This window comes from Kaistella yonginensis (assembly GCF_030409525.1).
Taxonomy (GTDB): Bacteria; Bacteroidota; Bacteroidia; order Flavobacteriales; family Weeksellaceae; genus Kaistella; species Kaistella yonginensis.
Window position 1 is genome coordinate 1 of record NZ_JAUFQB010000010.1, and the last position, 14842, is coordinate 14842.

Annotated in this window: 13 protein-coding genes and 3 tRNA genes; 13 read left to right on the top strand and 3 right to left on the bottom strand. The window is 34.4% G+C overall.

Going from position 1 to position 14842, the window contains the following annotated elements; all coding sequences use genetic code 11:
- The first annotated feature begins 141 nt into the window (after positions 1-141).
- From QWY78_RS03385 to QWY78_RS03400, 4 genes are all read left to right on the top strand, one after another.
- Positions 142-1071, top strand: a complete 930-nt coding sequence (locus QWY78_RS03385; RefSeq protein ID WP_290216595.1) for a tyrosine-type recombinase/integrase — start codon at positions 142-144, stop codon at positions 1069-1071.
- A 178-nt stretch (positions 1072-1249) separates the two neighbouring features.
- Positions 1250-2155: an Abi family protein gene (locus tag QWY78_RS03390; protein WP_290216597.1), complete on the top strand. Its 906-nt coding sequence runs from the start codon at positions 1250-1252 to the stop codon at positions 2153-2155.
- 17 nt (positions 2156-2172) lie between these two features.
- Entirely contained in the window at positions 2173-5037 is a 2865-nt protein-coding gene (locus tag QWY78_RS03395; protein ID WP_290216599.1) for a type I restriction endonuclease subunit R, read from the top strand.
- Positions 5038-5102: 65 nt separating this feature from the next.
- On the top strand, positions 5103-5981 hold the full coding sequence (locus tag QWY78_RS03400) for an AbiTii domain-containing protein (RefSeq protein WP_290216601.1): 879 nt from the start codon (positions 5103-5105) through the stop codon (positions 5979-5981).
- A gap of 213 nt (positions 5982-6194) precedes the next feature.
- Here the strand turns inward: QWY78_RS03400 and QWY78_RS03405 are convergent.
- From QWY78_RS03405 to QWY78_RS03415, 3 genes are all read right to left on the bottom strand, one after another.
- Positions 6195-6278: transfer RNA gene (locus tag QWY78_RS03405), tRNA-Leu, on the bottom strand.
- Positions 6279-6284: 6 nt separating this feature from the next.
- A tRNA-Gly gene (locus tag QWY78_RS03410) sits at positions 6285-6360 on the bottom strand.
- Positions 6361-6391: 31 nt separating this feature from the next.
- Positions 6392-6473: transfer RNA gene (locus QWY78_RS03415), tRNA-Leu, on the bottom strand.
- Positions 6474-6631: 158 nt separating this feature from the next.
- Here QWY78_RS03415 and QWY78_RS03420 point away from each other — a divergent pair.
- The 9 genes from QWY78_RS03420 to serS all read left to right on the top strand — a co-directional run bounded on the left by QWY78_RS03420 (position 6632) and on the right by serS (position 14797).
- Positions 6632-7006 carry a DUF3127 domain-containing protein gene (locus QWY78_RS03420; protein ID WP_290216603.1) on the top strand — a complete coding sequence of 125 codons (375 nt, stop codon included), beginning with the start codon at positions 6632-6634 and terminating at the stop codon, positions 7004-7006.
- Positions 7007-7060: 54 nt separating this feature from the next.
- Positions 7061-7711, top strand: coding sequence for a leucyl/phenylalanyl-tRNA--protein transferase (gene aat, locus QWY78_RS03425; RefSeq protein ID WP_290216604.1), 651 nt, complete (start codon positions 7061-7063; stop codon positions 7709-7711).
- Positions 7701-8615 (top strand): DMT family transporter, encoded by a 915-nt coding sequence (locus QWY78_RS03430; RefSeq protein WP_290216607.1) that lies wholly within the window; start codon positions 7701-7703, stop codon positions 8613-8615. Before aat ends, QWY78_RS03430 begins: the two co-directional genes overlap by 11 nt.
- A gap of 136 nt (positions 8616-8751) precedes the next feature.
- Positions 8752-9405 carry a CBS domain-containing protein gene (locus QWY78_RS03435; RefSeq protein ID WP_290216609.1) on the top strand — a complete coding sequence of 218 codons (654 nt, stop codon included), beginning with the start codon at positions 8752-8754 and terminating at the stop codon, positions 9403-9405.
- A 76-nt stretch (positions 9406-9481) separates the two neighbouring features.
- A complete protein-coding gene (locus QWY78_RS03440; RefSeq protein ID WP_290216611.1) occupies positions 9482-10348 on the top strand; it encodes an NAD kinase in 867 nt (288 codons plus the stop codon).
- Between the two features lie 73 nt (positions 10349-10421).
- Positions 10422-11543: a glycosyltransferase gene (locus QWY78_RS03445; protein WP_290216613.1), complete on the top strand. Its 1122-nt coding sequence runs from the start codon at positions 10422-10424 to the stop codon at positions 11541-11543.
- A gap of 159 nt (positions 11544-11702) precedes the next feature.
- Entirely contained in the window at positions 11703-12950 is a 1248-nt protein-coding gene (locus QWY78_RS03450; protein WP_290216615.1) for an oligosaccharide flippase family protein, read from the top strand.
- A 15-nt stretch (positions 12951-12965) separates the two neighbouring features.
- On the top strand, positions 12966-13460 hold the full coding sequence (locus QWY78_RS03455; RefSeq protein ID WP_290216617.1) for a hypothetical protein: 495 nt from the start codon (positions 12966-12968) through the stop codon (positions 13458-13460).
- 68 nt (positions 13461-13528) lie between these two features.
- A complete protein-coding gene (gene serS / locus QWY78_RS03460; protein ID WP_290216619.1) occupies positions 13529-14797 on the top strand; it encodes a serine--tRNA ligase in 1269 nt (422 codons plus the stop codon).
- Positions 14798-14842 lie beyond the last annotated feature (45 nt).

A 14842-nucleotide genomic window follows, 5' to 3' on the forward strand; every position in this document is an offset into this window, starting at 1 on the left:
TTTCCCACTCTCCCTCAAACCCTGGAAATCTCAAATTTGGAAACCCAAAGATTTATGATTTTAAATCTCCAATTTCACGGTTAAATTTTCCCAAATGTTAATATTCCTAACTTTTGAGATTAATTTAAAAACCAAAAAATTATGAATTCAAAAAAAACATTAGCAGAAATCGTAATGCTGTGGAAAATCGACAAGAAAATGTATGTCAAAAAATCGAGTTATTCGGCTTATATTCTTCTGTTGGAGAATCATTTGCTTCCTGTTTTCGGAAATTGCACTGAAGAAATTGAAGAAGCCGAAGTGCAAAAATTTGTCTTCCAAAAACTCGAACAAGGTTTGAGCCAGAAAAGTATTAAAGATATTCTCATTGTGATGAAAATGGTTCTAAAATTCGCCTCAAAAAACAAATGGATGCAATACACACCATTTGACATTCAATATCCAACCGTTCGGGAAAACCCAAGCATCGAAGTGCTCAGTAGAACAAACCAAAAAAAAGTAATGAACTACATTCAGGAACATTTTACTTTTCGCAGTTTGGGCATTTATATCTGTCTCTCATCTGGAATACGAATTGGTGAAATTTGTGCTTTAACTTGGGAAGATATTGATACGGACAACGGTGTAATTCACATCCGAAAAACAATTCAGAGGATCTATATGATTGAAGACGGCAACCGAAGAACAGAATTACTGATCGATACTCCAAAAACCAAAAATTCCATCCGTGAAATCCCAATAAGTCGAGAATTATTGCGAATGTTGAAACCCTTTAAGAAAATTGTGAATCCATCCTTTTTCGTATTGACAAATGACTCCAAACCGACCGAACCAAGAACCTATCGCAGTTATTACAAAAACCTAATGAAGCAACTTGAAATCCCTGAAATAAAATTCCACGGATTGCGCCATAGTTTTGCTACAAGATGTATCGAAAGCAAGTGCGATTACAAAACCGTAAGCGTTTTGCTTGGGCATTCCAACATCAGCACAACCTTAAATTTATACGTTCATCCCAATCTGGAACAGAAGAAAAAAGCAATTGATCAGATGTTTAAAGCGTTGAAATAAATATTTACTTAAGTTTTTACTGTAATACATTTGTAAGAGATTAAATTAAAATTGTATCTTTGCACTAACAGTACACACCGCGCTACCCATAAGAACAGCGTCCCAGGGTGTGTCTTTTGCTTTTATAGCCATAATTCTTGCGAAACTTTTTGTAGTTTTACAAGAATTATTTTTTTATATGTTCGAAAAGAAACCGACAACACTTCCGGAACAAATTGAGATTTTAAAGTCTAGAGGATTAAATGTAGAAGATGAAGACTTTGCAGAACATTACCTTTCTCATGTAAGTTATTATCGACTGGGAGAATATTGGTATTCAATGCAATCGGATAAAGAAAATCACCTTTTTAAAGATGGAAGTAAATTTTCAGATGTCATTCATCTCTATGAATTTGACAGGGAATTGAAAATATTACTTTTTGATGTTATTGAAAGAATAGAGATCAGTCTTCGTACAAAAATGATTTTTCATTTGTCTCATGAATTTGATGCTTGGTGGTTTCAGGATTTTGGTATTTTCAATGATAGTTTAGCACTAACAAAAACCTTGTCATCTATTGAAGAAGAAGTTTCGAGAACCAAAGAAAAATACATCAAAGAACATTTCAAAAAGCACAAAGATGACCAGAGATTTCCACCTGCATGGAAAACATTGGAACAAACGAGTTTCGGGTCTTTGTCAAAATTATATGGCAACCTCAAAAATAATGTAGAATCAAAAGACATTATTGCAGTAGAGTTTGGTGCAGTGAATCACACCTATTTACCAAGTTGGTTGCAGTCTATTGCCCAAATCAGAAATTATTGCGCGCATCATTCCAGATTGTGGAATAAGAATTTACCAGGAAGTCCCAAACTTTTATCCAAGCCACCTTTTGATTGGATTGAGGATGTTCCAAAACAGCATGAATCCATTCATATCTATATTCATCTTTGTTTAATGAAATATCTTATAAATATTATCCATCCAACAAATGATTTTACAAACCGACTATCCGAGTTATTGAAAAAATATCCTTCTGTAGATCCCAATGCTCTCGGAATGAAACCCAATTGGGAAAGTGAAAAACTTTGGAAAAAATAACTTTTGAATATTTAATAATGTCAAGCCAACCCGAATATATTTTAGAACAGAAATTAATTGAACAATTGCATGCTTTAGGTCATAAAGCAGTGAAAATCAGCGATGAATCTGAACTTATTAAAAACCTAAAATCTCAACTTGAAATTCACAACAAAAAAAAGTTTTCGGAGAAGGAGTTTGAAAAAATTTTAAATCATCTTTCAAAAGGAAATGTTTTTGAAAAAGCGAAAATACTTCGTGATCGTTTTCAGTTTACAAAAGATGACGGAACATCAGAGTGGATTGAATTTATTAATCAAGACCATTGGTGCCAAAATCAGTTTCAAGTAACGAATCAAATTTCGCAAGAAGGAGAATACAAAAACAGATATGATGTTACCGTTTTAATTAACGGACTTCCTTTGGTTCAAATAGAATTAAAACGCCGAGGTTTGGAGATGAAAGAAGCGTTTAACCAGATCAATCGATACCATCATCAGTCTTTCACTTCGGGAATTGGTTTGTTTAATTATGTTCAACTTTTTGTGATCAGTAATGGAGTGAATACAAAATATTATTCCAATAATGCAAAGCAATCTTTTAAACAGACTTTTTTCTGGTCCGATGAACACAACAATAATATTACGCAGTTAGATAAGTTTGCACAGGCATTTTTAGAGCCTTGTCATATTGCAAAAATGATTACCAAATATATTGTACTCAATCAAACGTATAAAATATTAATGGTTCTTCGTCCATACCAATATTATGCGGTGGAGAAAATTGTGGAAAGAGTAAGAAATTCAGATAATAATGGATTTATTTGGCATACTACAGGATCAGGCAAAACATTAACTTCTTTCAAAGCCAGCCAGATTCTGAAAGAAATTCCTAAAGTAGAAAAGGTTGTTTTTGTTGTAGATAGAAAGGATTTGGATTATCAAACCCAAAAAGAATTTGATGCTTTTGAAAAAGGCAGCGTAGATGCGACTGAAAATACCAAGCATTTGGTGAAGCAACTTTCAGACAATACCAAATTAATTGTGACTACTTTGCAGAAACTAAATACCGCTATTACTAAAGAAAAACATGGTAAAAAATTGGTTCATTTGAAAGATAAAAAAGTAGTTTTTATTTTTGATGAATGCCATAGAAGTCAGTTCGGAGAAACACATCAGAATATTAAAAGATATTTTGAAAAAGCACAAATGATCGGCTTCACAGGAACTCCGATTTCTGAAACAAATTCAGTCGGAAAAATTGAAGGACAAGCTGCAACTACAAATATGCTTTTCGGTGAATGTCTGCATAAATACGTTATTACAGACGCAATACGAGATGATAATGTGTTAAAATTTTCCGTAGAATATGTTGGTCGTTACAAAGAAAAAGAAGGAAGTAATACTTATATCGATACAGAAGTAGAAGGTATTGATACTCAAGAATTGTTAGAAAGTCCTAAAAGATTAGAGAAAATCACCGATTATATTATCGCAGAATATGGTAGAAAAACCCATCAAAAAACATTTAATGCTATGTTTTGTGTAAGCAGAATCGATGTTTTGCAGAAATACTATGATCTTTTTCAAAAGAAAAAGGAAGAAGGAAAGCACAACCTGAAAATCGGCACCATTTTTAGTTACGGTGGAAATGAAGATAATGAAGATGCCAATGGAATTATTGAAGAAGTAGAATTAGGAATGGTTGCAGAACCTCGTGCAGAATATGGCTTTAATCATAGCAGAAATGTTCTAGATCGGTATATTTGCAATTATAATGAAATGTTTGGGTCTAATTACTCTACCAAAGACAGTCAAGATTTCTACAGATATTATAATGATATTGCAAAAAGAGTTCGCAATAAAGAAGTGGATTTAATCATTGTCGTGAATATGTTTCTTACCGGTTTTGATAGTCCACAACTCAATACCTTGTTCCTAGATAAAAACCTAAAATATCATGGGTTAATTCAGGCGTTTTCTCGAACTAATAGAATTATTGGCGAAAAAAAATCTCAGGGAAATATCGTTTGTTTTCGAAACCTGAAATCTGCAACCGACGATGCTGTAACTTTGTTTTCAAATAAAGAAAGTATTACTGAAATTATCATTCAGCCAATCGAAGATTACATTGAGTTATTTAATGCTGCTCTGCTGAAATTGAAAATTGTGGCTCCAGAAATTGGAAGTGTAGATCATTATCAAACTGAACAGGAAAAATTTGAATTTGTACAAGTATTCCGCGAATTAATGCGTGTTTTGAATATATTGAAATCTTTTGCTGATTTTAATTTTGCAGATTTAGAAATGCAGGAATTTGAGTTTGACGGTTACAAAAGCAAATACCTTGATATCTGGACTTCATTAAAAAAAACCGGAGAAGGTGGAGAAGGAAAAGTAAGTATTTTAGATGATGTGGATTTTGAATTGGAACTCATTCACCGCGATGAAATTAATGTAAGTTATATTCTTTCTCTTCTCGCAAATTTAAAAGATTCTAATTTGAAAGGTGATAAACGAGAGCAAAAAATCAAAGAAATTCGGGAAATTCTATCTGGCGATGCTCAACTGCGTAACAAGAAAGAATTAATTGAAAAGTTCATTGAAGAAAATCTTGCTTCTATTTCGGATGGTGATTCTGTAACCGATGGGTTTGAAACCTTTTGGAATAAAGAAAAAACCGCCGCTTTTGAAAAAATCGCACTTGAGGAATCTCTCAATAAAGTCAAATTTCAGGAAACCATAAATCAATTTTTATTTACCTCTAAAACTCCTAAATTAAGCGAAGCGTTGCAATTATTGGAAGTGAAACCTAAACTCACTGAACGAAACAATATTGGCAAAAGAATTATACAGAAAGTACAAGATTTCGTGGAAGTGTTTATTGAGGGTGTGGAAGGTTAATTCAGAAGAATATTCGAAAACATTATATAATAGAGAAAAGTGTATATAAAACAAAATTTTTATAAATGATTAATGACCTGATAAAAAATATTATTAATGATACAATCCCTTTGAGCCGAGCATTAACTACGGCCAAAGTAATTGCCTATAAAGTCAAAAGCGAAGAATTGAAAAGTTGGCTTTCAAATGAGATAAATGGCTATTCGACCCAAGAACTACCTTCATATCGCAAATTGCATTGCGATCTTTATGCAGAATTTTATAATTCACATGGAGTTCTTGAAACAATTCCTTGTGACATGAGTGAAGTGATTGATTTAGAAGAAACAGAATATTCATTTAATGAAATGAGAGTTGTTCAAGATATTAAAACCATAGAATTTGGTTTAGAACAAAGTAAAGGCGAAATGTTCGGATTTGAGTATCTTCCTGATAAATTGGTCAAGCAATTACAAATTGTAAATAATGCAGTAGTAACGAAAATTAAACGGAGAATACAATTCAGTCAGTTAAAATACATTATTGAGATTACTAAACAAAAGCTATTAGATACTCTTTTAGAATTGAATGACACTTTTCCCAATCTTGAAAATGAATATATTATGAATAAAGAAAATAATGAAAAGGTAAATAATATCGTTACAACATATATAACTGGAAATAACAATCCTTTGAATATTTCTACAGGATTAAATGTCGAAATCAAATCTACCTCTGTTTTCAATTTTTCTGATAGTGATAGTAAATATTTAGAAAGTATAGGTGTACATGAGAAAGAAATAGCAGAATTTAAAGACATTGTTTCAGATGAAAATGAAGATCAAAATAGTAAAAAATCAAGAATAATGAAATGGCTTGGAAATGTTTCAGCTTCTATTGCAAGCAGAGGCTTATATGAAAGTATTCCACAACTTACAGATTATATTCATCGAATGTTTCCATAAAATATTTTTTCTATTTACCATCAATTAGCAATTGTATTCTGACTATTGTTAATTGAAAAAAGGTTAAAATACTTGAAAAAAACTATTAACAAACACCTAAAAAGAACTTTGGGGAATTTTTAGGAAAGAGTAAAGAATGAAAAATACGCCACCCTTTTGACCACCCTAAAAACAAAAAACCCTCTGATAACTTGCGTTTCAGAGGGTTTAAAGTACCTCGGACGGGACTTGAACCCGTACATCCTTACGGACACAGGATTTTAAGTCCTGCGTGTCTACCAATTCCACCACCAAGGCAAAAAGTGGAGCGAAAAACGGGATTCGAACCCGCGACCCCGACCTTGGCAAGGTCGTGCTCTACCAGCTGAGCTATTTTCGCAATTTCTTGAAAAAATCCTCAGAAATTTTCGTGCGGATGAAGGGACTCGAACCCCCACGCCTCACAGCACCAGATCCTAAGTCTGGCATGGCTACCAATTACATCACATCCGCGAATGAACTCTGTTCTTTTTTTGTGAGTGCAAATATAAAAGATTTTTTTCAACTAATCCAAACTATTTTTTTAATTTTTAATTTTTTTCGAAAATAGACCCAGAACTTTCTTTTTAAATTCCTTTTTATTACTTTTACACCTTTAACGAATTTATATCATGGAATTACAAGGAATAATTAAGAAAGTAGGTGAGGTTCAGACTTTTCCAAGCGGTTTTCAAAAAAGAGAAATGGTTATTGTAACCGAAGAACAGTACCCGCAACCGATTAGTATCGAATTTTTAAAAGATAAGGGAGATTTACTTAACCCACTAAAAGAAGGTGATAAAGTGAAGGTTTCCATCAATATTGGTGGTAGAGAATGGACTTCGCCGCAAGGAGAAGTGAAATATTTCAACTCGATCACCGGTTGGAAAGTAGAGAGTTTAGAAGCAGGCATCAGTGTTGAGCCTACGCAAGCCACTCCTTCTGCTACAAAACCAGCCGATGGAAAAGGCGTCTTTGAAGAAGATGAAGACGATCTACCGTTCTAAAATCAAATTTTAAAATTTATAAATCCTGCTTTTACAGCAGGATTTAATTTTCAAATGATACTTTTAAATCCCAATGAAATTTCTTTTCCTGATCCCGCCTTGTTGGAGTCAGAATCGGGAGTCATGGCCATGGGTGGGGATTTGTCGCCGCAACGATTGTATTTTGCTTATCAGCTCGGTATTTTTCCCTGGTACAACCCAGGTGAAGAAATTCTGTGGTGGTGTCCTGATCCTCGATTCGTTCTTTTTCCTAAAGATTTGAAAATTTCTAAATCAATGCGGAAAATTATGCGTGATGAGGTTTTTACTTTTACTGAAAACAAGGATTTTAGGGAAGTGATCGAAGCATGTAAAAATACTTTCAGAAAAGACCAAGAAGGTACATGGCTGTCTGAAGAATTGGTGAGCTCAATTATGCAACTTCACGAAGCGGGAATCGCAAAAAGTATTGAAGTATGGCAAAATGAAAAATTAGTCGGTGGTTTTTACGGCATGCAAATCGGGAAAGTTTTCTGTGGTGAAAGTATGTTTACAAAAGTGAGCAACGCTTCAAAAGCTGGTTTCATTCATTTTATTCAAAGTCAAAAGGAAAACCTTGATTTGATCGATTGTCAGATCCATTCAGAGCATTTAGAAAGTTTGGGTGCTGCCATGATTTCCAAAAAGGATTATTTAAAAATCTTAAAACAACAAAATGAATCCTGATAAAGAAAAATGGGTTTTACTGATCGTGCTCTCCATCATTTGGGGTTCTTCATTTATTTTAATAAAGAAGTCACTGGAACATTTTAATCCTTATGAAGTTGGCGCTTTGCGTGTTTTAATTGCAGGAATCCTTTTGCTGCCTATGGCAATTTCAAATATTAAAAAATTTCCACGGAAAAACTTAAAATGGTTATTGTTAGCGGCAATCTCCGGAAATTTCATCCCGATGTTTCTTTTCCCAATCGCAGAAACCAATATCAGCAGTAGTATTGCAGGAATTGTCAATTCGATGATGCCTATTTTTGTGATTATTGTGGGCTTTCTTTTTTGGCAATTTTCAACCACGAAAAGGCAATTAGTAGGGGTTGCGATTAGTTTTGCAGGCGCCTGTATATTGGCAATTTCGGGTGGAGAAGGCGGAGAATTAAAGCTAATTCCCATTATTTTGCTGTTGGTCGCAACTTTGGGATATGCCATATCAATGACCACCGTGAAATCTAAACTTAGTGATGTTCCTGCGAAAATACTTTCTGGATTCGTGTTTTCCTTCGTTTTATTTATTCCTTCTCTTATCGCTTTGGTCTTTGCTGGATTTTTTACTGAGCTGCATCCCAACAAAGATCTATTCATCGGATTGGGATTTGTAAGCTTACTTTCGATCTTCGGAACGGGCTTAGCGATGATGCTCAATTATCGGTTGCTTAATATCTCAACGCCGCTGTTTGCTTCAACGGTAACTTTATTAATGCCCGTTGTTGCCGTAATATGGGGAATATTGGATGGTGAAACATTAACACCCATGCAATTTGTAGGTGCTTTTATTATTCTTGCAGGACTGATTTTTCTAAGAGCGAAAGTCGATAAAAAAGAAAAACCGCAAGACCCGAAAGTCGTGCGGTTTTAAATAAATCTAATAAAAAGTAAAAATGAAAGGCCACAAAGATATATAAAAATTTTTATACCATCCAAATCTTTATTTGTAAATTTTAAATTCCGCTAAAAAGACCCGTTCTTTTTTAATATTTTGCTAAATTTGGCTCATGTTTATCAAAGACTACATTTCTAAAGATTATCCCGCCTTTAATACCAGCGATTCCATCGAAGTGGCAAATGAAGTAGCTAAAGAATTTGGCTATTCCCATATTTTCATCAAAAAGAAAAGCTTTTATCAGGGAGCCCTGAGTCAGCAGTTCTTAGAGGAAAGCGCGGAAGGAACGTTGGCAACCTTAGAACATCATTTTGAAAAATTTGCCCTGTTTGATGATGGAAATATTTTAGACTCGATCAAACTTTTTCATACTTTCAACAGTAATGTGGTGCCCATTATTAATAAACTAGAAAAATACCAAGGTTATCTTTCTTGTGACGATGTGTTTTCTGAGTTTGCAAAATATCCGTTGTTTTCAGAAAATGGTGCACTGCTGGTAGTTCAGATCAATAAAAGAAGCTATTCTATGACCGATGTCTGCAAGATTGTAGAATCTAATAATGGAAAAATTTACGGATGTTATATCAGTGCTTTTGAAGATGATGAGGTGCAGATTACCTTGAAAGTAAGCAGTGAAAATCTAAGTTCAATTGATGAAACATTTGAGCGATATGGCTACACAGTGGTCCTTAAATATTATGATGACGAGAAAGAAGAATTGTTGAAAGACCGATTTGGATTTTTTCAAAAATATATGGAATTTTAAAACAGATGAAGCACGATAACCATTTATTGAAGAGAAATAAAAACCTGTTGGTGCTTCAGACAGATAAAATAAGAAGATGAAAGCAGCCATTTATTCTCAAAAAAATGATTTAGATACCTTTTTGTATCTGAGCAAATTTGTATCTGAGCTCGAGAAAAGAGGGGTTCAAGCTATTCTTTATGAGGAAATGGCCAATGCAATGCAGTTCTCGAAAATCTTCGAAACCTTTGCAGGAAAACAAGACTTAAAAGAAAAAAAAGTCGATTTGTTTTTCACCTTCGGTGGTGATGGAACCATTGTAAATTCACTCCTATTTGTTCAGGATTTGCAAATTCCTGTCGTTGGGGTTAATACAGGGCGACTCGGTTTCTTGGCAAGTTTTACCAAGGAAGAGGTCTTTTTGGAACTTGATGGAATCATCAAAGGAGATATGAAAACCAGCGAACGCTCCGTTATTGAAATTATTTCACCAAATAATTCAATGTTTTTTCCTTTTGCTTTAAATGATATTACCATTTCCCGTAAAGAAACCACAGCCATGATTACCGTGGAATCTTATATTAATGGTGAATTTTTAAATACTTTTTGGGGAGACGGCATTATTATTTCTACCCCAACTGGCTCAACCGCATACTCATTAAGTTGTGGCGGTCCAATTATAACACCAAGCAACAATACCTTTGTTATTACGCCAATTGCACCACATAATTTGAATGTTCGTCCACTCATCGTTAATGATGATGTTGAAATTCATTTAAAGGTAAAAAGTCGCGTACCACAATATTCGCTGTCACTTGATTCCCGCTTGATCCACATGGAAACCGATGTGGAAATCATCTTGCGAAAAGCACGGTTTAAAATACTTTTAATTCATCCCACAAATCTAAGTTTCTACGAAACCATCCGGCAAAAACTACTTTGGGGCAATGATAAAAGAAACTAAAGTATGGTTTAGCTTTTTATTATCGAAAATCTCCTATATATTAAAAGCGTATTTTTGTGTATTAAGTTGATTGATGCGTTACAAAATTCTTTTTATTTCATCTTGGTTTCCCAATAAATTAGAACCGACCAACGGAAATTTTGTGCAGCGACATGCAGAAGCGGTTTCTCAGCTGCACGATGTAGAAATTCTCCACTCGATTGGAGATTCTATGCAGAAGGAAACCTACCTTTTCGATGATAAAATCATCAATCGAATCCGCACTGTAATTGTCTATTATAAAAATTCTAAAAACCCAGTTTTAAATTTTATCCGTCGGATGACCGCTTATAAGAAGGGTTTTTCAAGATTGCAGCAGCCGGACTTGGTGCACGCCAATGTTCTTCACAACTCGATGTTATTCGCTGTTTATTTAAAAAAGAAATTTGAAATTCCGTTTGTAATTACAGAACATTGGTCTGGCTTTTTGAAAATTAATAGCGCGCAACTTTCGAAATTGCAAGTTTTTACCGCGAAAACTATCGCTAACCAAGCATCTTACGTTTTACCGGTGAGCCAATATCTTTTAAATGATGTAAGGGGATTAGGCTGGAAATGTAATTTTCAAGTGGTTGGAAATGTGGTTGATACTGAATTGTTTCGGGTCAAATCACAAACGAATCGCCCTTTTACTTTTTTACATATCTCAAATTTAATCCCACTTAAAAATCCAGAAAAAATCATCGCAGCAGCACTAAAGTTACGGCTAGATTTTAATCATTTTGAACTGCATATTGGCGGAGATGGCGATGTACAAAAACTCGATAAACTCGTTCAAGATCACAAGGCTGAGGGTTTTATTAAAACCTTTTCGTTATTACCCTTAACCGAAGTTGCCGAAAAAATGAAACATAGTGATTGCTTTATTCTGTTGAGTGATTATGAAAATTTCCCATGCGTTTTGTTAGAGTCGCTTTCCACCGGAACGCCTGCTATTGCTACAAAAGTTGGTGGGATACCAGAAATTATAAATGATAAAAACGGGATCCTCATTTCTAATTCAGCAGATGAATTATATAGCGCAATGAAAAATATCTTGGAAAAGAATGTTATTTTTGATGAACCTGAAGAATTGCATGACTATATTCAAAAGCATTTTTCGATCAACATCATCGCTCAAAAATTTGATGAAATTTATCAGCAGATTTTACGTTGATGAATCATGGTTTTGGGTAAAATAGCAGTAATTTGAACGGTGCATTTTCAGGGATAGGTTGGCTGCAAATGAGGTAATTATTTTTAAATACGTTCTTGAAAAACACAGATGATGTTCATATATTTTAGTTTAATGCAGCCAAATAAGATTCTTAACTAAGTGAAAGGATTATATATATTTCTTAATGATTTTTTTAAAAATAAAGGACATCATGTTTTTTTAGCACTTTTGATTGCTAAAATTTGTGGGTTTATTGGTTCACTCTCAATCATTAGAATTTTGCCAGAAAGTGAATTTGGGACGGTTAGTATTGTGGCTTCTTTATTTTATATCGCAGTATCCATGAATGGTTTTGGCAGCAACCAAAGCTTATTAAGATATGGTTCGCTTACTCAAAATAACGATGAAAAGAAATCCCTGTCTGCTTATTTATTTAAGCAGGGTTTTTTTTATCAGTTGATAATTAGCGTGGTTTTTCTCTTCATCAGTGTGTTTTATATCAATACCTATCAAGATATTTTCTTCATTTTCGTATTGTTTACGATTCGCCTCATCGGATATTATTTTTTAAATCACATTCAGGCTGAATTCAGAATTTCCGGGAACAACCGGTCTTTTGCAAGGGTAAATAATGTGGTTAATATTTCAGGCGTTCTTCTTTTAATATTTCTAACGTATTCGTTTGGTTTGCGTGGCTATCTATATGCAATTGCCTTTACGCCATTCCTCTCTTTATTTTGGTTTAAAAAAGAGCACCTGAATTCCGTTCGCGATGCGTTCACTTTCACCAAAAAAGAGCTATGGAATTTTGGCCTTCACGCAACCGGAACAGCAATTTTATCAGATGTCTTGTTTTCTGCTGATATTTTGATGTTAAGTTATTTGATGAATGAAACGGCGGTTGCCAACTATAAAGTGGGTTTGTTAATCCCTTTCAATATAACTTTTTTGGCTTCTACATTTATGCAAAGCGATTATGTAGTGTTAGCAAAAAACAGTACGAATAAAATGTATTTAAAAAACTATATTTTAAATTATTTTAAATTATTTATACCGATTTCAACGGTCATTTTCCTATTTGGACTCGTATTCAAAACCGAAATTTTATCTTTCTTTTTTGGCGAAAAATATTTGGGAACTCATCTTGTTTTTATTATTCTCCTAGGAACATTTTCCTTCAATATGCTGCTGCGGAATCTTTTTGGCAATTTGCTTTCTGCCGTGGGAATGATGAAGATGAATACCAGCATATCCGTTTTAACCCTCATCATGTTGCTCTTATTTTCGCTCATTTTTGTAAAAAGATTTGGGATAGAGGGCATGGCCATTAGTTTATCTTTAAGCTTGTTGATTGCTGGTTTTTTACTGTTGTTTTCCTTTTATCTTTATTGGAAAGATTTAAAATAAATTATCTTTGCATCAATGAAAAATGTGTTTTTTTTACTTCTGGCGGTATTCGTTGCTTTTCTCTCTTGCAGAAGCGATGAGGATTCCGTGCAGAAAATAGATCAGGTCATCAACTTGTACATCGATTCATTGGGTCAGGATATGTTGAATACCAAACTGACTGGCTCTTATATTTCTTCAACCATGAATGATGTTTATGGCTTGACGGACAATGCGCCGATTTCCATTTCTATTAAAAAAGATGCAGATACCATCAATTATATTGAATATTTGGCAGGGGCTAAAAGAATTGCAATAGACTCCACGGCAAACTCTAAAACGTATGAGTCTAAAATAGCCTTAAATCTTACTAAAAAAATTGCTGATGCCAATCGGATTACCAATGATACCATGACGATTCAATACTTATCGACCCCGAATTTTTTCCAAGTTTCCAAAATTTGGTACAATGGCGTACTTCAATTTACCAAAGTTGAAGGTCAGCCAAATACGGTTAAAATCGTCAAATAATCACTAAATTTGCAATTCATTCTTCTACGATTTAGAAGAAATTTACAGAAATATACATCAATTAGGATATGTTACAAGTTCAGTTTTTACGCGAAAACAAAAATCGCGTGTTAGAAGGTTTACAAAAAAGAAATTTCCAGCAAACAGAATTGGTCGAAGAGGCGATTTCCGTAGATGATCAAAGGAAAAAATTACAGTTCGATCTTGATCAGAATCTAGCAGAAATGAATTCTATTTCTAAGGAAATTGGTCTTTTGATGAGGGATGGTAAAAAAGAGGAAGCCGAATCTGCCAAGTCTAAAACTGCTGAATTTAAAGAAAATGCACAGGATCTTCAACAAAAGTTGAAAACTGCAGAAGCACGTCTTTTAGAAATTCTTTATCTAATTCCTAATATTCCGTACACGAAAGTTGTGGCTGGAATTGGCGCAGATGACAATGAAATTATATACCAGTCGCATGATGTAGAAGGTTTGGGAGAAGGTGCGATTCCACATTGGGAATTGGCAAAAAAATATAATATTATCGACTTTGAATTGGGTGTGAAAATCGCTGGTGCAGGTTTTCCGGTTTATTTGGGAAAAGGTGCTAGATTGCAGCGTGCCTTGGTTCAATATTTTTTAGATAAAAATGTAGAGGCCGGTTATTTGGAAGTGAATCCGCCACATGTGGTGAATGAAGCCTCTGGATACGGTACCGGACAGTTACCCGATAAGGAAGGGCAGATGTACTACATCAATGAAGATAATTTATACTTGATCCCAACTGCCGAAGTTCCAGTGACCAACATTTACCGCGATGTGATTGTGGATGAAAAAGATTTACCAATAAGAAATACCGCATTCTCCCAATGTTACAGACGAGAAGCTGGTAGTTATGGGGCTCATGTTCGTGGGTTAAACAGATTGCATCAGTTTGAAAAAGTAGAGATCGTACGGATCGAAAAGCCAGAAAATTCGTACGCAGCTTTAGAAGGTATGGTGGAACATGTAAAATCAATTTTGGTTGATTTAGAATTGCCGTTTAGAATTCTTAGGTTATGCGGTGGCGATACTGGTTTTGCGGCAGCCATGACCTATGATTTTGAGGTTTGGAGTGCAGCCCAAGAGAAATGGTTAGAAGTTTCTTCTGTCTCTAATTTCGAAACTTTTCAGGCAAACCGCTTGAAATGTAGATATAAAATTGAAGGGAAAACACAACTTGTTCATACGCTGAATGGCTCTGCCATGGCGTTGCCGCGAGTGATGGCGGCGTTATTAGAAAATAACCAAAATGAAAACGGAATTAAACTGCCCGCAATCGTTGCAGAATATGCAAAATTTGATGTTATTAATTAAAATAAATAAGATCGTTTATACCGTAAAACCACCGAAAGTTCGGTG